The organism is Streptomyces sp. C10-9-1, from assembly GCF_024497955.1.
Lineage (GTDB): Bacteria > Actinomycetota > Actinomycetes > Streptomycetales > Streptomycetaceae > Streptomyces > Streptomyces sanyensis.
Genome location: NZ_JANHKP010000015.1, coordinates 51,223 through 69,849 on the forward strand (window position 1 = coordinate 51,223; position 18,627 = coordinate 69,849).

Genomic DNA, 18,627 nt, shown 5'->3' on the forward strand with positions numbered 1-18,627 from the left:
ACCAGAATGGAGACGCCAGTGAGCGAGTACCAGGGAATCCCGAGCTACGACCTCTCCGCCGGAGAAACAGCCTCCCTGGAGCAGTTGCTCGCCGACCCGGGCCTGGCCGGCCTCGACCCCGGCGAGGTGGCGTTCCACGACAGCGCCTGGGAGCTGGTGGCCCGGGTGCCGACCGGACTGCGCCGGTTCCTGGAGGAGTTCCGTCTCAACGACTCCGCTGCCGCCTTCCTGGTGCGCGGCTTCGGCGTCGACGACGACGCCGTCGGCCCGACCCCCCGGACCTGGGCGGAGGCCGCGGCCTCCGGACGTACCCGCCGTGAGGAGCTCTTCCTCGGCCTTCTCGGCAACTGCCTGGGCTCGGTGTTCAGCTGGCCCACGCTCCAGTCCGGGCGCCTGATCCAGAACGTGCTGCCCATCGCCGGCGAGGAGGACCAGCAGAGCGGTCACGGCAGCGACGTACTGCTGGAATGGCACACCGAGGACGCCTTCCACCCCTACCGCTGCGACTACCTCGCCCTGTTCGGCGTCCGCAACCACGACCGGGTTCCGACGACCCTCGCCTCGATCCGGGACGTGCGGCTGTCGGCGGAGGCCCGGGCCGTCCTGTCCGAGCCGCGGTTCTACATCCTGCCGGACGACGAGCACCTGCGTCAGCTGGCGGCGGTGCGGCCCGACGACCCGGGGCTGCTGCGGGTCCGTGAGATGCGGGACAACCCGGAGCCGGTCGCGGTGCTCTTCGGCGGCTCGGACTCCCCCTACCTGCGCATCGACCCGTTCTTCATGCGCTGTGTCGACGGTGACGCCGAGGCCGAGGTGGCGCTCAAGGAGCTGGTGGTGGAGCTCGAGCGGACGCAGCAGGACGTGGTGGTCGACGCGGGCACCCTGCTGGTCGTCGACAACTACCTGGCCGTGCACGGCCGTCGCGCGTTCACCGCGCGCTACGACGGAACCGACCGCTGGCTGCAGAAGGCGGTCGTCACGCGTGACCTGCGCAAGTCGCGGGCGGCGCGGGAGTCCGCCGCGGGTCGCCTCGTGGTCTGACCCGGACGCTTCGCCGACGGACGGGTTCCACGACGACACGGCCACCGACCACCGTGGCGAGGCCCCGGCGGGCGAGCTCCCGGGGCGCAAGGGCAGCAGCACACCGACAAGGACAGGTAATGAGCGTTCTGGCAGACCGGAGCAGCACCACATGGTTCCGGACCATCAAGCGATGCGGCAGCCCGCGGATCAGGCTGCTGTGCTTTCCCCACGCCGGCGGCGCCGCGAGCTTCTTCCGCAGCTGGGCGGACGACGTTCCGGACGGCGTCGAGGTCGTGGCGGTCCGCTACCCCGGCCGGGAGGACCGCCTGTTCGACGCCATGGCCGAGTCCATCGAGGAGATGGCGGGCTCCGTGGCGGAGGCATGCCGGGGATTCCTCGACACTCCGCTGGCCCTGTTCGGCCACAGCATGGGGGCCTCCGTCGCCCACGAGACAGCGGTGCGGCTGCAGGACGAGTACGGCACCCGCCCGGCCGCGCTCTTCGTCTCGGCCCGCACCGCGCCCGGGCGACCGCACCACCCCTTCCGCTACACCGAGGACTCCGAACTGCTGGAGCACGTGCGCTCGCTGGGAGGCACGGCCGAGCACACGCTGCGCGACCCGGAAGTCCTGGATCTGGTCCTTCCCTCCCTGCGCGGCGACTACCGGCTCGTGGGGAGGTACGAGGGGACCATCGGGCGGAGGTCCCTGCAGGCGCCGGTCGTCGCCTACTACGGCACCCGGGACGCGAAGGCGGACAGGGAGGCCCTCGCGTGCTGGTCGGACGTCACGGGCAGCAGCTTCGCGTTGCGCGCGTTCCCCGGGGACCACTTCTACCTGGTGGACAACCGCCGCGAACTCCTGGCGGACCTCTTCGCCCACCTGGGTCACGCGGAACGGGGCGTCGGCGCAGTCGCCTGAGGTCCGGTCCGGACATCACGGGCGGCGCGGCTGCCGCACCGTCCCTTCCCCTCCCGCCGCCCGGGTCGGCGCACGGTGCGGGACGGGTGCCGGGGTTCTCCTGCGGCCCGGAGCCGCCTCGGCCGGGGAGGTCCGGCATCCGGAGTGCGCCCGGGACCGCGTCCCGGCCGCCGCCCCCGGGGTCCCAGCCGGGCCGGAGGCCGGGCGCGGGGAGAGGAGCCGTTGTCCGGGTTCCGCTCGACGGGCGGGGCGGGCGGACCGGGACGCAGGGCCGGCCCCTCCCGCATCCGCCGTCGAGCTCCGCAGGCGCCGGGAGGCGGCAGGCGCCGTGGCGGGGAGGGCGACCGCCATCGCCCTGCCAGGCCGGGCGGTCTCGGTACGGGCGATCCGGCCCCGTGGACCGCGTACGGCCGCCTCCTCCCCGAAGACCGTCCCGGCGTCCGGCGACCGGGCACCCGTCCGAGCCGCGCCTAGGCGCAACCGGCCCTGACGGCGACCAGCGCCACCAGGGCGTCCACGTCGCCGGCGTTCTCGTAGCCACGGACGCTCAGTTCCCACCCGCTCTTCGCGAGGACGGTCTGCTCCAGGCCGTCGACGGAACGGGTCTCACCTTCCGTCCACCCCCGCTTGCGCAGGGAGCCGATCAGTTCGTCCCCCTGCTTCCCCTGCGACGTGAGGGCTACCGCGCAGTCCTTCTCGACCGTCGGCTCGCCCATCCGCGTCAGTCGCGCCTCGGCGACGGAGTCGACCATGTCCTTGCGGACCGCGGCCACGGTCACCTCGGCCTCGCGGGGCTTCTCCCGCACCCCGGTCGCATCGGCGGCGCCCGTGCCCCCGCTGCCGCACGCTGACGCCAGCGGGATCGCCAACAGCAGCGCAGCCGCTCTCCGGCCGATACGGCTCAGCGGTGTTGCGGCTCTGTTCATCACTGCCCTCCGGTTGTGCTTCTCAGTCCCACCAGAACGACCACACGGTGGAACGCACTCGCTCGTCGCCCATGACGTCCATGTCCTCCGCCACATCACCGCAGTAGACGAACTGTTCCACGGCCACCTGCGCGGCTGTCAGCGGGTCCAGCGGCGGGCGCTCCACCACCAGGCGGAGACTGCACCCGTCGGCGAGGAACACCTCGGCGCCGAAGCGCTCGTGCCAGCTGCGGAGGAAGGCGACGTGGTCGGCGGGGCGCAGGGCGCGCCGGGCCGGCTCGCTCCACCAGTTCGGCGCGTCTGGCACCCCGGGCAGCAGGGCCGGCAGCTCGAAGCCTTCGGCGGCCTCCACCAGGCAGAGCCACAGGCGGTCGCCCGTCCAGAGCTGATCCTTCGCCCACACGCTGCCGGGGCGAGGCGTCCGGTCCGCCGGGCGCAGCCGCGGAGCGAGCCGCCCGGGCGTCAGGTCCGCCAGCCATGCGTCCTTCTCGTCCTCCTCCGCCTGGGCGAGTACGTCCTGGATTCCGGCGTCGACGACCTCGGCGACGACCGACTCCGGGTCACGGGACAGCGCGGCCCGAAGGGCCGCGGGGCCGCCCGGGCCGAGTCGCTCCCCAGCGGCCGGTGGTGCGGCCAGGGCGACCGGGTCCACGGACGTGATCACCGGCCACAGCCCCGTGCGTCGATGCCCGGCCCGCCAGGACCTCCAGATCGAGGGCGCCTGTTCACGGTCGACGGGGAACCCGTGGACCGCCACGCCGTGCTCCGACTCCGCGGAAACCACCCGGGCCGGGCGCAGGGCATGACCCAGTCGGCGCATCTCCGCGCTCAGCTGCCTGGCAATGGAACTCATGGCTGCTCGCCGTCCCCTTCCTTCCTCTGCCGGGGGCCGGCGCGCGGGTGTACGCGCGCCGGCCCCTACCTTCATGATGTCAGCGCAGCTGTACGGTGAAGTCGTAGCCGTCACCGTAGACGCGGACGGTACTCAGCCCCACCGGGGCCTGCTTGGACGACTTGATGCTGTTGACCGCCGACCTCGCCATGCGCTCGTCCGCCTTCGTCAGGTGGATCAAGGCGAAGTCCGCACCTTGCTGGTCAGCACTGCGTATCTCCCTGGTGATGCCCTTGCGGCTCGTCGTGGACTGGACCTTGAACTCGGTGCGGACACCGTCCACCCAGGCGTCGAAGGACTTGTTTCCCGAGGCTCCCGGCGCTCCGTCGTCCGATCCCCGGGCCACCACGTGGCTCCCCTCCCGCGCGAGCATCAGCGCCTGCTCGAACTCCTCGTCGCTGAAGCCGAAGCTTCCCTTCTTGTTCTTCGATCCCCAGGACTCGTCGATGCGATTGAGCGCGTCCTTGAGAATGTCCTTGAGGTTCTTCTCCGTCATCCAGTTGGCGAACCTGCAGCCCGCGCGGCCGCCCGGTTCCATGCGGCACGACCGGTCGTTGATCGACTTGATGCTCTTGTAGAACTCACCGTACGAGAACTTCCCACCCACGATGATCTGCTTGAAGCGCTGCTTGCGCTGCTTGGCCGCGACGCGCTGGTTGGTGTTCTGCGCGCGCTGCGCCTGGTCGACCTTCGCGTACTGCTTGGACTTGGCGTTCCGTACGGGCTTTGCGTCCGTGTTGCCCGAACCCTTGCCGACATAGCGGCCGCCACGGCAGTCCTGCGGGTTCGCATTGCAGTAGTCCCGTTCGTCGGGATCGTACAGACCGGACGGGTCGCTGCGGGTGACGGGGCTGCTGTGGCCGTACGCGTACCCGTTCATCTGCAACGGGTCGGTGGGGTCGAAGACCGGGTCGACGCTGAGGAACCTGCCCGTGGCAGGGTCGTACTCCCGCGCCCCGAGGTGGACGAGCCCCGTGTCGGCCGTTTCGTCGGTACCACCGACGAATCCCCTGGTGCCGGGCCAGGCCGCGGGCTGCGCGCCCCGCGTTCCGCCGAAGGGCAGGGTGCGGCGCTGGGTGAGCTTCTGGTCGGCAGCGCCGATCGCCAGCTGACCGGTGCCCACGTGGTCGGCGACGGTGAAGGTCACCGTGCCGTCATCACCGACGACCGCCTGGTGGCCGCCGCCGAGCGGTACGTACCGTGTGGCCTTCGGCCCGGCTGCCCCCTTGCGCAGAGTGAGCTCGGTGTGCCCCAGGAAGAGCGTCGTCTCCTCTCCGGTGCGCCGGATGAGGCGCTCGCCGTCACCGTCGTACAGGTACTCGGTGACCTTGTCCGCGCTGCCCGCGCCCGGCTCGGTGACCTTGGCCAGCCTTCCCTCCGCGTCCCAGTCCAGGGTCTGGGGGCCGGAACCGGCGGGCCGCCGGGTGGTGTTGCCGGACTTGTCGTGGGCGAAGGCACCGACGCCGGTGCTCCCGGCGGCATCGGTGGTCACGGAGGTCAGGGCGTGCGGCTGCGGCCGCCCGGGCGCGGGATACGTGTAGCTGCGCCTGACGTCCTCGGCCGGATCCCCGCCCGTCCCGTGAAGGGTTTCCGACAGACGGTTCCCGATCGTGTCGTAGGTGTAGGAGTGCCAGTACGGCGCGACTCCTCCGACACCACCGGACGTGGGGAGTTCGGCACAGGTCCTGTCGCCCTCGGTCCATGCCTCGGTCAGGCGTCGCAGGTGGTCGTAGGTGAAGCACTGGGTGTCGGTGCCGTCGCGGGAGACGTCCGAGACCGCGAGGACGTTGCCCACCTCGTCGTAGCGGTAGGTGTTGTACTGGTCGACGCCCGCGACTCCCTCGCGTTCGACACGCGAGGTCGCCAGGCGCTGGGTGCCCCACTCGTAGGTGCTGGTGATCCAGGTCTTCCTGCCCGAACCGGCACTCAGTTCGTACTGGAGGGGCCTTCCGGTGAGGGAGTACGTGGCGTCGGCGCGTACACCGCCGCCGAAGACGGAGACGGGCCGGAGCGTCCGGTCCTCGTAGGAGAAGGTGTAGCTGCCGCCCGGCAGGGACCCTGCCGCGGAGTAGCTCACCCCGCCGACGAGACCCGAGGGCTTGTAGGCCGTTCCGGTCTGGTACGTCCCTGCCAGTGCGCCTTCGCTCGCGGGGATCACGACGGCCGTCCTGACCGGCCGGTAGAGCCGGTCGTACTGCGTCACCTTGGAGTGGTAGGCCGCACCGCCGGCGTAGCGAACGGACTCGGCAAGCTGGCCCTTGGCACCGGCGACGGTGTCGTAGACCCATGCGGCCCGCAGCGTGCCCGTGCCGTTGTTCTCCCGCACCTCGGTACGGCGGCCGAGTCCGTCGTGCGCGTAGGCCAGGGTGACGCCTCGGGCATCGGTGGTGGTGACCCGCCGGCCGCGGTCGTCGTACGTCCCGGTCGTGGTCCCCTTGTCCGGGTCGCTCGCCGCGATCTGGCGGCCCTGCTGGTCGTAGCGGTACGTCCAGGTGTTCCCCACCGGGTCGGCGACCCGGGCCAGCTCGCCGCGCACGGTGTAGCCGTAGGTGGTGGCGTCGTAGGCGGCGGTCGCGCTCCGGCTGTGGTGCTGGCGCAGTTCGGTGGTCTGGCCGCGGGCGTCCTTCACCGTGGTGGTGGCCGTGCCGCCGCGGGGCGGCACGACGGTGGTCCGGTCTCCGCCGTGGAGGGTGGTGGTGACGCCGAGCACGGTGCCGCCGTCGCCGTTCCCGGCGATCTGACGGCTCTCCGTCTCCCGGCCGAGTCCGTCGTAGGTGTGGCGCGTCTGCGACTGGACGCTCAGTGCGTTCTCCGGCGCGAACAGCGTCCGGTCGGGAGCGCCCTCGGTGTAGTACGGGTCGAAGGTCTTGGTCGTCAGGCCGCGCTCGTCGTAGAAGACGTCGGTGAGGATGCGCCCCCCGTCGGGCCCCGGGGCCTGGGTCTGGCGCTCGCGCAGAAACCCGTCGTACAGGGTGTACGCAGCGATCTGACCACCCTTGTTGTCGAGCGTCCGGGAGCGGACGGCTACCGGCTTGCCCTCCTCCACGAAGTAGGTGAACTCGTAGCTCGGGGTCTGCTCGGTCCTCCGGTCGGCGAGCCAGACCTTGTGCGAGCGCCCCAGCGCGTCGTAGCTGAGCTCCGTGCGCTTGCCGTTGGGGTCGACCAGTGCGGACGGCTGGCCCCGCAGCGGCTCCAGTTCGGTGACCGTGGTCTGCGCGGTGGCGGTGTTCCCCGCCTTCGCCGGCGGCGTGGTCTCACTGATCCTGGCGGGGACGCCGGTGGCCGGGCTGTACGAGGTCGTCGACTTCAGGCCGTCCGCACGTGCCGTGCGCACCGGGGCACCGGTCCCGCTGACCCTCACGTCCGCCGTCAGGTCGACGACCTCCAGGGGGCGCCCGTAGACGTCGAAGGCGGTCCCCGATTCCAGGTAGTCGGCCGTCGTGCCGTCATGCTTCTTGAGCGTCGCGACGGCCGTCTCGTCACCCTTGACCGGCGCGTCGCCGTAGGCGCCGCCGTCGTAGGCGGTCAGGACGTCGGAGACGACGTCCTTGGCCCGGTCGGGCGTACCGGAGCACGCCGCCGCCACGGTCTCCACCCGCGAGGGCAGCAGCAGGATGTTCTTGTCGGTGTTGGTGGCGTACGTCGTCCGCGTGCACCGGTCGTCCGAGGCCGTGGCCGTGTCACCGTGGTCGTCGGTCCGGACGACCCGGCCCGCGACGGTGTCATGGGTGGTCGCCTTGGACGTGGTCCGCCACCTGCTGCCCGCACCGTTGTCGAGCGAGGTCCACGCCGTGGAGAGCGAGGTCCCGGTGAAACCGGCGGTGACGGTGCCCCAGCTGCGTACCTTCTTCGCCGTCTCGTGGTGCCAGGGGCGGTTGACGGTCTTGGCGAGCACCTTCCCGTCGACCTCGTCGAAGGTGACGGTCCTGTAGAGGAATCCGGTCGATGCCTCGTGGTCGGTGATCGGTCCGCCCTCGCCCTCCGCGAGGGCCACGGTCACCTCCTTGGTGCCACCCGAGGGGGTCTTCCGGTCGCCGTGCATGCCGCGCAGGAAGTAGGAGTCGCTCTGCGAGCGCAGTGCGGAGGGACCGCCCTGGCCACCGGACTTGACGCTGACATGGCCGTATCCGCGCCACTGCGACCAGGTCTTGAACTTCTCCTTGGTCAGGCCGTCGTCATCGTCGTAGTGCCAGGCCGCCCCGCCCTTGTACTCGTAGAGGGTGACCTGGTCCGGCGCACCGCCGGTACGGTCGGTCTGGGTCGTGGAGGTGACGACGTACTTGTTGAACCACTGGCGCTCGGGGTCGGCGGTGTCGGATCCCCCGATGTACTGCGGGAAGCAGCGCGTGGTGTTGGTCTCGGGAGTGGGAAGCGCGTCCCAGGCACAGGTCGGGGCCGAGTAGCCGATGTCGATCTGGCCACCGGACTCGTCGGCCACCGTGGACAGCCGGGCCTTGATGAACGGGGCGTAGCCGTCGCCCGTCCTGTCGAGGCGGTTGGCCATCTGGGTGTAGGCGAACGTGGTCTTCGGCAGCGTCACCGGGCTGGTCGCCGTGTGACCGGTGCGCTGGACGGAGTCGAGCAGCAGCTGGTAGTCCGTGTCGCCCTGTCCCCAGCGGTGGCCCAGCTTGTAGGAGTCGACCGTGGCATAGGTGTCACCGACGAGCACCCGGGTGGTGACGTCCGCCAGTCTCTTGCGGGTGAAGAAGACCGGCGACATGCGGCCCCGGTCGCACTCCTCCGCGGCCTTGCAGTTCAGGTCCCACGGCGTGTCGTACCAGTAGAAGGCGTCCTTCTCGATGGACGAGCAGTCGGTCTGGGCGTTCGGCAGGCACCGCTCGGCACTGGTGAAGTCGACCTTGGCCAGGGCCTTGGTGCCGTACACGGAGGAGGACCGCAGCCCGTACTCGGCGCGCTCCAGGTAACCGCCCCGCACATACGGGGTGTTGGCCTTGGCGGTCAGGTTGCGGCCGTAGGAGTTGGTCTCCTTCCCGTAGTAGTAGGCGACCGCGTTGCCGTGCGGGTCGACCACGTAGTCGAGGTTCCACCGCCATGCCTGCTGGCACCAGGAGTCGGCGAAGGCCGCCTTGTGGCAGGGCTCGCCCGAGCCGTTGCCGAAGACCGGAACCGTCCAGGTGGAGTCGGTCGTCTCCTTGCCCTGCACCCATCCCGGAAGGCGGTTGTAGCCGAAGTAGTAGCGGACGCCCTCGGGGTCGGTCAGGCGCCAGTACTCGCCGTCGTCGTCGCCGTTGCCCCGCCCGGTGGAGCGCAGGCGCTTGATGCGGCTGCCGTCGTCGCTCTTGAACCTGAACTCGTCGTCACCGGCGGGGACGAGTTCTCCTCCCTTGCCGTTGAAGGTGATGAAGGCGTTGTCGTACGCCCAGCACAGGTCGCCGGGCTTGCTTCCGTCGGCCTTCTTGACGCCGTCCTGGGCACAGGGCTTGTAGCTGCGCTCGATGAAGCCCGGCCACAGGTCGAAGCCGTCCCCGACCCAGGAGGACTGGTTGTTGGTCGCACCCGTCCGGCCGTCGATGGCGCCCGACGCGTAGGACAGGCCCACCGTCGGCTTCAAGCCGCCCGGGACGTCCGGCACGGCGATGTCGTAGGACCAGGTGAAGTCGCCCGTGTTGAGGTTGGTCTGCCACGCTGCGGACGGGGTCAGCGGAGTCGCCTTGTAGTCGCTGTTCTCGCCCTCCTCTTCCGCCACGGCAGCCAGCAGGGTCGGTCCGGCGGAGCTGAGCGACACGGCGTGCGCGGTGAGGGTCTGCTTCTCCGTGTCGTTGACGGTTACGACCGGCTCACCGGTACGGCACACCGCCTTCTCCGGTGTCGTCAGCGCGCAGGCGGGAAGTTCGACCAGGGTGAGCCGGGAGGCGTAGCCGCCGCCGTAGGCCTCGGCGAAGGAGGCGTAGTCGAGGCGCACGCCGACCTTGCCGGGCGTCCCGCCGTCGGCCTCCAGGCTCATCAGGACGCCGTCGACACCCGCACGTCGGGCTGCCTTCCGGTCGGCGATCCGTGCCCGCACCTCGCCCGGCGCGGTGGACTTCGGCGCTCTGCCCTTCCCGGCCTCGGTCGTCGCCAGGGGCAGTCCCCTGGCCTTCACGGCACCACCGGACACCCCGGGGGACGTCGCGGGGAAGGTGACGACCGCGGCACCCGCCTGCGGCCAGCTCGCCCTCGGCGGATCCTTCGGGGTCCTGGGGCCCTTCTGCAGTGTGCGCGGATCGGTGGTGATGCCGCCGTCGCTGCCCTTGACCGGCCTCTCCTTCGAGGCAGGGGCCGTGCGTTCGGGAACCTGCGCGGACGCCGACGCGGCGGCCCCTTGCAGCAGAGTGCCCGCGAGCACGGTCGACACGGTCAGCGCGACAGCACGCCGCACCGCCGCGGCGCGGCGACGGGGCCGGGCCGGGCCGGGTGGGCCGTCCCAGAAGGGTGGTTTCACTGTGCGGTTCATCGTGGAGTTCGGATTCCTCACGCGCGGTGCCGGTGTCGCGGGTGCGCGGTGCCGGCACGGGAAGGGTGTGTGATCCCGGGCAGGGATCGGGGGCCCCGGTGTGCCCGGAAGGCCGGGCACACCGGGGGGGAAGGTCAGCCCTGGGGAACCTGGGTCGGGATGTCGAACCAGGATCCCGCCAGCTCCTCAACCTGGGAGTCGGTCAGCGCTCCCTGGAAGGTCCAGACGTCGTCGACCAGGCCGGGGAAGTGCTCTCCCCAGGCCCCGTTCACCTTGGCGCGGCCGATCTGGAGGGATCTGGCGGCCTTGAACGTCAGCGTGTTCTCCGACCAGGAGGCCCGGTTCCGGCACTCTGCCTCGGCCGTGCCGTCACCGCAGGCCGCCTGCTGGAGGATTCCGTTGACGTAGAGGCGGGCCTGCTTGGCGAAGCCGTCGTAGACGACCGCCAGGTGGTTCCAGTCCCGCGCGTCGTAGAACTCGCTGTTGGCGACGCGCACGACGGAGGTGTCGGCGGCGTCCCTGTCCGGCAGGGCGAGTTCCCAGTGGCCGAGGCCGTCCGGGTCGTTCGCGTCCGGCACGAAGCGGATGCTGAAGGCGCTCTGGGTGGCTCCCTCCGCGCTCACGAGCGACACCCCGCCTTCCGGGAGAGCCGCCGCCTGCGCCCATGCGGTGACGGTGTAGCTGGCGCTGGTGTCCACCGGAACGGTGGCCGTGGACGCATGGCCGTCGACGCCGTCCAGTTCCAGACTGCCGAAGTCGATGAAACCTGAGTCCGACTTCGCCGCCCCTCCGTTCAGGGTGAGTGCGCTGCCTCCAGGCGCCGAGTCCGGTGTGGTGACCGGGGCGGTCCCTGCGGTCTCCTCGAACGTCCAGCGGCTCTTGACCAGGGGCCGCTGCTGGAACATCTGGCGCACCTCGTCGTCGGCGACCGGGCGGTCGAAGAGGCGCACGTCGTCGATGCTGCCGGGGAAGTAGTCGACGTACCTGCCCGTCCAGATGGTCCGGCCGACCTGAACGGGTCCGTTCGCCTCCCAGGTCTTCGGCGCGTCGTCCGTGCCCTGCAGCCGCCCGTCGACGTACAGGCGGATCTGGCGGGCGGTGGCGTCGTGGACGGCCACGAGATGGGTCCACTCGCCCGGCCGGGCCGGCTGGGTGCCCCTGACCACCTGCTCGCGGATGTTCCCGGCCTCCACGTCCTCCAGCGAGGTGCGCAGGCTCCAGGTGTCGGGCCCTGCCTCGTAGGAGAGGTAGAACGGGCTGTAGTAGGTCCCGCTCTGGCTGACGACCGTGCGGTTGCCGCTGGCGCCTTGCTGGGGCAGCTTCGCCCAGGCTGAGACGGTGTACGAACGGGCCGTGTTGAGGACCGGCCGGCTGGTCGCGGCGTAGCCGCTGGACCCGTCGAACCGCAGGGCCTTGCCGGCGATGCCGTCCGCCCCGGCGGTCGTGTCGCCGTGCAGCGTCAGCGGCTGCTCGGCCGCCCTGCCGGTGACCTCCCCGGCCGCTGCCTCCTCGTCGAGCGGGAAGACCGCTCGGGCCGGGCGCCCACTGGCAGGGGCCTGGCCCTGGTGCAGCTGCGCGGCCTCGGTCGCGGTCACGGCCCGGTCGAAGATCTGCACGTCGTCGATGGTGCCGGGGAAGAAGGAGGCGTGCTTTCCGCTGTAGACGCCGGCACCGAGCCGGAGTCCGCGGCGGGCCTCCCAGGCGGTGGTGTACGAGGTGGAGCCGGACAGCGTGCCGTTCACGTACAGGCGCAGCTGGCGGGCCTTGCCGTCGTACACGCCGGTGAGATGGGTCCACTCGCCCGCACTCGCGTTCCCGGGCGCGGTGGCCATGGCCCGGGCGATGGGGGCTCCGGCGGTGTCGGAGGTGTACTGGTTGAACACCCAGCGGTCGTAGTACTTGGAGTAGTAGAGCTCGAAGCCGGGCGAGTGGTTGCCCGGCTGCGCGGCGATGATCGCCGCGCTGGAGGGCATCCGGTCCAGTCGTGCCCAGGCCGCCACGGAGAAGCCGTCCGAGGTGTCCACCACGGTGAGATCGGACGCGGCGTACCCGGACGTTCCGTCCAGGTGCAGGCCGGTTCCCTTCGCGCCCGCGGCGCCGAGAGCCGCGCCTCCGTGCAGGCGGGCGGTCCGCGACGTGGCGGTGCTGGCCGCCTGCGTGGCTCCGGCGGCCTCGTCCAGCTGCCAGGCCGCCCGCTCCGGCTGCCCCGCCTTCACCCGGAACTGGTGGGTCCGGATCTCCGACCCGTTGCCCGCCTGGTCGAAGGCCTGCACGGTGACGAAGTTCAGCCCCGGCTTCGCGGGGAGCAGCCTCGTGGACCTGGCGGCGCCACCGCTGGTGGTGATCTCGTGAGCCGAGGAGGGGTCGCTGTTGAAGCCGAAGCGATAGCGGACCACGTCCGTCGAGGCCGAGTCGAAGGAGAACGTGCCGTACTGGCCCACCCCGTCGTACCAGGGGTCGTCGGGGTTCTCGGGATCCGAGGCCGGGTACTGGCCGGAGGAGATCACGGGTGCCGTGGGCACGCTCTTGTCGTAGACGAAGTAGCAGGCCGTCGGGTCCCCCGCGTACGACCACGGCGAGTACTGCGCGCCGTCATAGGAGCGCACGTACCAGTGCACCTCCTTGTCCGGCGTGATCGAGGCCGGAAGGCCGACGGAAAAGCTCGACCCGGAGCTCTTGTACGACGTCCGGGCCGGGTTCCATCTGACGATCAGTCCCTTGCCGTCACCGGCGTCCCACTTCGCCTGGAACTCCACCGCGATGCTGTCGCCGTCCGGGTCGGTGACGTTGTTCGCGTAGACCTTGCCCAGGGTGCGCACCCTGGCTGCCTCCCCGGGGCGCTTGCACGTCCCGCCGTACTCCATCGCCAGCTGCGTCATCTTCAGCTGCGGCGGCGGGCGGTTGTACTTGACCCGGAGGAACGCCTTGTCCGAGAAGCGCTTCCATCCGTACTTGTCGGTTTCGCTGGTGGCCCTCAGGCCGAAGGTCATCGTCGGCCACTTGCCGTTCGCGGCCTCCTGCACCGCCGACTTCACGTCGAACTCGGCGTCCTTCGCCGAGCAGCCCGAGTAGCCGTACGCGAACGACCTGGTCGCGAGCTTCTTGATCCAGTACCCGGACGCGTTCTGGGAGTTCCACGTCGTCGACGAGGAGATGTCCTTCGTGCGCCACAGCTGCACCTCGCGTGCCGAGCAGGACGCGGAGTGCACGTTCCGCACGACGAACTCGGCGGACAGGATCGTCTTGCCCGAGAACGTGGACGTCGGGATGCGGTAGAACAGCCGCTTGGTGTCCTGGGGCGCGCAGTAGGCCCATCCGCAGTAGCCCATGCCGGCGTCCGACTTGCCGTTGAACTTCCACTGCGGCGACGACGCCCAGTACTTCGACGCCATCGTCCAGGCGGACGCGCGCGGCGAGTACCACTGCGGGTCGATGAAGACCGGGTACGCGGTGTCCTTGCCCTTCAGCACCTCCGGGTCGGGCCTCAGGACCAGCTCGCGGCCGCCCGCCGGCAGATCGACCTCGACCGGGGCCACCTTGCCGGACTCGCCCGGGCCCGGCTCGCCGTCGGCGCCGGCCCTGTCGCCGCCGCTCTCGACGCCGGAAGGGGCCGCGGCGCGGGCGTGTACCGCGGTCCCGCCCGTGGCCTTGCCCGAGCCCCCGCCGGTGCTGGAGTCCCACATCAAGGGCTTCGGTGCCTCGAACACGGCACTCCCGGCACCGTCGTCGACCGCCTCCAGGCCACCGTTCGCGGTCTCCCTGACCCGCATTCCGTCCGCGGCCAGCTTCAGGCGCAGCTCCGCCAGTTCCTCGCTCTTCGCCGCCTCGGCCGTATTGACGACGAGCAGCTGTGTGAAGCCGTCCTCCTGCGCGCCCATCCGCAGGTCGATGTCGGGCAGCACGTTCCGGTACGTGGCCGTGTCGCCGTCGAGTTCCGGCGCCGGCAGCTCGCCGGGCCAGGACAGCGCCAACTCGCGTCCCGCCTTGTTCATCCGGACCAGCGGAGTATCCCCCCCGCCCGAGAACTCCAGCCCGACCGTGGTGACCTTCGGGGCGATCGCGCCCTCGCCGGTCATGGTCAGCGCGGTGTCGACCGGCTTCCACTCGCCATTGACCCGGGCCCGGATCGGGCGCAGGTACTCCCGCGCCTCCAGTTCCCCGTCCGGGGTCGCGAACACCTCACGGCTCTCGCCGCGCAGCGAAGCGATCTCCACGCTTCTGCCGGTCCGCTCGGCCTGGGCCCGCGCCGCTTCCTCCGAGAGAGCAGCTTCGTCGGAACTCGTCTGCGCTGTGGCCGGGTTCGCCAGCGCCTCGGCAGTCGCCGCGGCCCCCGGCGGCAACCCGGCCGCAAGCATGGAACCCAAGACGACGACGAAGGTTCCCCCGACGCCACGCATACGCGCACGCGTCCTCATCTTCGCACTCCCCACCGCTTTATGAAGATCATATGAAAATGACGAGGTCAGAACCTAGATCATCTTCACAAGCTGGTCCAGACCGCGAAGAGGGCAAACCAGGAATAAGTCGCGGCCCGGCCAGTGACAAGAATCACCGCAGCCCCGAAGGGAGTGACCGTCGCCCAGCAGCCCCGGGCCGCGTGACGCTTGCCCGCCCCGCGTGCGTCAGTGCTCCCAGGCGGCGGCGCCGCGGAGCATGTGGTGGTCGGACATGCCGGTGGTCGCTCGCCGCTGCCCGCCGAGGGCCGGGACGTGGCCGCGGCACCGGGCCGTGCGCGCTCGGGTGGCGGGCGAGCCGGCAGGGCGGCGGCTCCCGCCTGTCGTCAGCTGCTCCGGCCCCGGGCCCGTGCCAGCTGCTTCAGTTCGATGATGGTGGCGACGGCGCGCAGCCAGGCGGCCGCGGAGTCGTCGACGGCGGGGCCGGCCGCGAGTTCCGCCCCGGTCCGCAGCCAGTCCCGCACGAGGACGGCCGCCTCCCGGCGGGGCAGCGGCTCGGGCAGGTCGGCGGCGCGGGCGAGCCCCCCCGCGCGGACGGTGTCGGCGAGGAAGGCGACCGAGCGCGGCTCGGTGCCGAGGCGGTCGAGGAGGACGGCCGCGGCCGCGGCGCCGTCCCCGAACAGGGCGGTGCGCAGACCACCGGGCTCGGCGGCGAGGCCGTAGCGCAGCAGGAGGGTGATGTCGAGCAGGGCCAGCTCGTCGTCGGTGCGGTCCGGCGGGTGCGGTGCGTCGTTCATGGTGGGACCTCGGGTGTCTCGTCTCGTCTCGCTGGTCCGGGTGGATCAGCCGACGGTGACGGTGTAGGTGATGCGCTCGGGGGCCTGGGGGGAGGGGGACGCCTCCCCCTCGGCCGGTGCGGCGGAGGGCCGGGTCTCGTCGGGGGGCAGTGTGGAGTTGTTGCCCTCGCAGGTGGTGGAGGTGCAGTGCAGCAGCGTGAACCGGGTGGTCCCCCTGCCCGTGGCCTCGAAGGTGAAGGTCAGCGGGACCCCGCCGCCGGCCGACGGCTCCCCGGTCTCCGGCGCAAGCTCCGTGCCCCGGCTGACGAGCACCGCGCGGTCGGGCCGGGGGTCGGCCAGGTACCAGTACTCGCGGGTGGAGGCGTTCTGCCGGACGGTGAGCGTGAAGCGCTCGCCCGGTTCGGCGGTGATGCTGGTGTCCTCCACCGAGCGGCTCGTGGTGTCCGGGGCGCCCCCGGCAGGTTCGCCGGGGCCGGGGGCGCAGCCGGTGGCGAGGGCGAGGAGCGCGGCCGCCGCGAGCGCGGCGCCGCCCCTGCTACCGCGGGATGAAGACGCTGTACGCATCGGGAAGATCATTGTTGGAAGCCTTGCCCATCCGGCCGTTGATGAAGTCGTCCTCGCTGACCCAGGTGGTCGAGCCCCAGGGGTTGTACACCTGGAGCATGTCACCCTCCTGGCCGATGATGGTCATCGCATGGGCACCGCTCTCGCCGCGGACGTCGACGGGGACCGGCCGCCCCTGCGCCACCGATCTCTGGACCTCGGTGAGGACCGCGCGGCGGTCGTCGGCGCTGTCCAGGTCCCGGCGGTCGTAGTCGGTGCCGGTGGCGCGGCCGACGGTGCTGTCGTTGATCCGCTCCTGCCCCTCCGCGCCCATGCCGCTCCAGTTCTCGCCGCCCTCGCCCTCGGTGTGCAGCCGGTGCTGCTCGTCGACCAGGCGCTGCCGGAAGGCATCGGGATCGTCCTGCTGCCCGTCGGGGCCACCGGTGAGTTCGAGGGCGTAGACGGGGTCCACCATGGCGCGGGAGGTGACGGTGGACGAGGCCACGCACGTGCCCTCGGATCCGTCGCCGCCCTGGACCCACCGCTGGCCCTGGAACTCGACGACGTCCGTGTTGTTGTTGGAGCCGTTCGGCGCCACTCCCTCGTCGTCCATGCTGTCCGGGGCGGTGACCACCGGGGTGAGGTGCCGGCGCAGCCAGTCGGGGTCCTTGCCGTGGATCTTGTCCTGGAAGCGGCCGATCTCGGCCACGCCGTGGCCGGCGGCCAGGGCCTTCATCAGGTAGGCCCGCTCCTGCGGCGTCTCCGCCCTCGCCAGCATCCGCTCCATGGCCGTCTCGTCGTCGAGGTTCAGCAGGTCCATCCGCGCGGACGCACGCTCCAGGTCGCCGGGCGTGAGGATCTCGTTCAACTCGGCGTCCGCGCCCGCGACGCCGGTGTCGGCGAGCATCAGCTTGTCCACGGCGGTGAGTTCGCTGGTCTCCATCTTCCCCGCCCGCGCCTCGGCGGCCCACGTGTTCAGCTCCCGGGCGGCGACGCGGGTGGCCTCCTGCGCCTCGGAGACGGCATCGTGCATCAGGTCGACCGCGTAGGAGCCGAAGTGGGCGGCGTTCTTGCGGTCCCACTCCTCCCCGTCGTTCTCGTGGAGGTCGTCGAAGAAGCCGTCCCGGGAGCCGAGCAGCTTCCTCTGTTCCAGCAACTGCCCACGGCCCTGCTCGTCCTTGCGCTGTGCGGCACCGATGGCGTCGGCCAGCTTCAGCAGCACCGTCGCGCCTTCGCGGAAGGCCTCGCTCATCTGGTCCACCGACCGCCCGGCGGCGTTGACCACCTCGGAGGCGAGCACGCTGGTGTCACCGACCCACACCTCGGGAAGGCCCTTGCGGCCCACCTGGTCGACCTGCTCGAAGACGCCCCCGACCGGGCCGAGTTGGCCGTGGTAGAGCCTGGCCAGACCCTCCAGTGCGCCCGGGTCGCCGCCCGGTGGGGGCACCGAGAGGGCGTTGTCGATCAGGTCGAGGACTTCGTTCTTGCTCCCGGCGCCGAGCAGCTTCTGGGACAGGCCGGCGAGCCACGCGAGGCGGAAGGAAGGGGAGTCGAGAGGGGAGGAGAAGATCGACACGGGTCCGTTCCTCAGTAGCTCGACAGGATCGAGGTGCGCCCGCCCCGCGGGGGCGCCTCGGCGGGAGTGCTCGGGGCGCCGCCGGGGACGCCGTCCGCGTACGTCCCCACCAGGCCGTCGGTGCCCCCGTAGGTGTTCTTGGCCAGCTGCACCTTGCTGCCGAGCTCGTGCAGGGCCGACGCCAGCGTCTTGGCCTCGGCCTCCCACGCCTTGACGAAGTCGTTCAGCGCCGACGCGGCGTCATGGCCGCCGGCATCGCCGTAGGAGTACGTGGTGCGGAACCGGACCGCCGAGCTGACGTCGTCCATGTCCCTGCCCGCGTTGTCGAGTTGCCGGGCCGGGCCGGTCATTCCCGCCGTGACCTGGTATCCGTCCGAGCCCACCGCGAATCCCCCATGTGCCTGCGATCATGACCCCGGGCAGGCTAACACGCCCTGCACGTACTGGTGTTCCCACGCCCTTCACGCGGTCGCCTCCTCCGCGCGCGCCCACCGGGAGCAGGGCCCGGTACGGAGCCGGGCGGCCCGACGGCGGGCTGCCGTCGCGCCCGGCGGGGAGGGCGGGGGCAGGCCGTGGCCTCACCGCTGTGATCGCAGAGCCGCACGACGGGCCCGTCGTCACCCGCGCCCGTGGCCGGTACCACGACAACCGGCGGAACCCGGTCGGCCGGGTGCTCGTGGCGGCGTCCCCGCCGCTCGCCGAGCGGCTCCTTCACGACCGGTACGACGGCACCCACGGGAGCGAGGGGGAGTTCCGGGAGCGGTGCACGCGGCGGCCGGGGACCCGGAGGCGTCGGCGCGGAGCGAGCGCTCCCCCGGCCACCGCGGCTGCGAGGGCCTGATCCGGTACGCCCTCCACGCCACCGGCGAGGGCCTGGAGTCCGGCGCGGCCGTCGGGGCGGCCGGCGGGGAGGGCACCGGGGGCGGCGCGGGACCGGACCGGTTCGTGGTCTCCGCCCCGGACACCGGCACGGTCCCCTGCCTTGCCGTGTCGCCTCCGCGGCCCGAGCCGTCCTTCGACTCCCCCGCACCCGCCCGCGAGATCACGCCGTCCGTGGAGGCCGTGCGGGACGGCTGCTGACGCGGCCCCGGGCCGAGGCGGC

Annotated in this window: 11 protein-coding genes; 3 read left to right on the plus strand and 8 right to left on the minus strand. The window is 71.6% G+C overall.

The genetic code is table 11. The annotated features are described in order from the left end of the window. Positions 1-18: 18 nt before the first annotated feature. Positions 19-1,041 (plus strand): guanitoxin biosynthesis L-enduracididine beta-hydroxylase GntD, encoded by a 1,023-nt coding sequence (gene gntD, locus NPS70_RS21545; RefSeq protein WP_256526009.1) that lies wholly within the window; start codon positions 19-21, stop codon positions 1,039-1,041. Between the two features lie 119 nt (positions 1,042-1,160). Then, positions 1,161-1,943, plus strand: coding sequence for a thioesterase II family protein (locus NPS70_RS21550; RefSeq protein WP_256526010.1), 783 nt, complete (start codon positions 1,161-1,163; stop codon positions 1,941-1,943). A gap of 470 nt (positions 1,944-2,413) precedes the next feature. Here NPS70_RS21550 and NPS70_RS21555 read toward each other — a convergent pair whose 3' ends face one another. The 8 genes from NPS70_RS21555 to NPS70_RS21590 all read right to left on the minus strand — a co-directional run bounded on the left by NPS70_RS21555 (position 2,414) and on the right by NPS70_RS21590 (position 17,908). Then, positions 2,414-2,869, minus strand: a complete 456-nt coding sequence (locus NPS70_RS21555; protein ID WP_256526011.1) for a hypothetical protein — start codon at positions 2,867-2,869, stop codon at positions 2,414-2,416. A 22-nt stretch (positions 2,870-2,891) separates the two neighbouring features. Further along, entirely contained in the window at positions 2,892-3,722 is an 831-nt protein-coding gene (locus tag NPS70_RS21560) for a DUF4253 domain-containing protein (protein ID WP_256526012.1), read from the minus strand. Positions 3,723-3,801: 79 nt separating this feature from the next. Next, positions 3,802-10,107: an RHS repeat-associated core domain-containing protein gene (locus tag NPS70_RS21565; RefSeq protein ID WP_374212037.1), complete on the minus strand. Its 6,306-nt coding sequence runs from the start codon at positions 10,105-10,107 to the stop codon at positions 3,802-3,804. 242 nt (positions 10,108-10,349) lie between these two features. After that, positions 10,350-14,570 carry a LamG-like jellyroll fold domain-containing protein gene (locus NPS70_RS21570; RefSeq protein WP_256526131.1) on the minus strand — a complete coding sequence of 1,407 codons (4,221 nt, stop codon included), beginning with the start codon at positions 14,568-14,570 and terminating at the stop codon, positions 10,350-10,352. A 425-nt stretch (positions 14,571-14,995) separates the two neighbouring features. Next, positions 14,996-15,406, minus strand: coding sequence for a hypothetical protein (locus NPS70_RS21575; RefSeq protein WP_256526013.1), 411 nt, complete (start codon positions 15,404-15,406; stop codon positions 14,996-14,998). A gap of 45 nt (positions 15,407-15,451) precedes the next feature. Continuing rightward, positions 15,452-15,970 carry a protease inhibitor I42 family protein gene (locus tag NPS70_RS21580; protein ID WP_256526014.1) on the minus strand — a complete coding sequence of 173 codons (519 nt, stop codon included), beginning with the start codon at positions 15,968-15,970 and terminating at the stop codon, positions 15,452-15,454. Further along, on the minus strand, positions 15,942-17,525 hold the full coding sequence (locus tag NPS70_RS21585) for a peptidoglycan-binding protein (protein WP_256526015.1): 1,584 nt from the start codon (positions 17,523-17,525) through the stop codon (positions 15,942-15,944). Before NPS70_RS21585 ends, NPS70_RS21580 begins: the two co-directional genes overlap by 29 nt. A gap of 11 nt (positions 17,526-17,536) precedes the next feature. Next, positions 17,537-17,908 carry a hypothetical protein gene (locus tag NPS70_RS21590; RefSeq protein ID WP_256526016.1) on the minus strand — a complete coding sequence of 124 codons (372 nt, stop codon included), beginning with the start codon at positions 17,906-17,908 and terminating at the stop codon, positions 17,537-17,539. Between the two features lie 379 nt (positions 17,909-18,287). Here NPS70_RS21590 and NPS70_RS21595 point away from each other — a divergent pair, with 379 nt between their 5' ends. Continuing rightward, on the plus strand, positions 18,288-18,605 hold the full coding sequence (locus tag NPS70_RS21595; RefSeq protein WP_256526017.1) for a hypothetical protein: 318 nt from the start codon (positions 18,288-18,290) through the stop codon (positions 18,603-18,605). Positions 18,606-18,627 lie beyond the last annotated feature (22 nt).

What these genes read in the sequence shown, in the direction of transcription:
- NPS70_RS21550 (WP_256526010.1), top strand. Translation starts at nt 1,161, where the DNA reads ATGAGCGTTCTGGCAGACCGGAGCAGCACCACATGGTTCCGGACCATC.
- NPS70_RS21555 (WP_256526011.1), bottom strand. Translation starts at nt 2,869, where the DNA reads ATGAACAGAGCCGCAACACCGCTGAGCCGTATCGGCCGGAGAGCGGCT.
- NPS70_RS21560 (WP_256526012.1), bottom strand. Translation starts at nt 3,722, where the DNA reads ATGAGTTCCATTGCCAGGCAGCTGAGCGCGGAGATGCGCCGACTGGGT.
- NPS70_RS21570 (WP_256526131.1), bottom strand. Translation starts at nt 14,570, where the DNA reads ATGCTTGCGGCCGGGTTGCCGCCGGGGGCCGCGGCGACTGCCGAGGCG.
- NPS70_RS21575 (WP_256526013.1), bottom strand. Translation starts at nt 15,406, where the DNA reads ATGAACGACGCACCGCACCCGCCGGACCGCACCGACGACGAGCTGGCC.
- NPS70_RS21580 (WP_256526014.1), bottom strand. Translation starts at nt 15,970, where the DNA reads ATGCGTACAGCGTCTTCATCCCGCGGTAGCAGGGGCGGCGCCGCGCTC.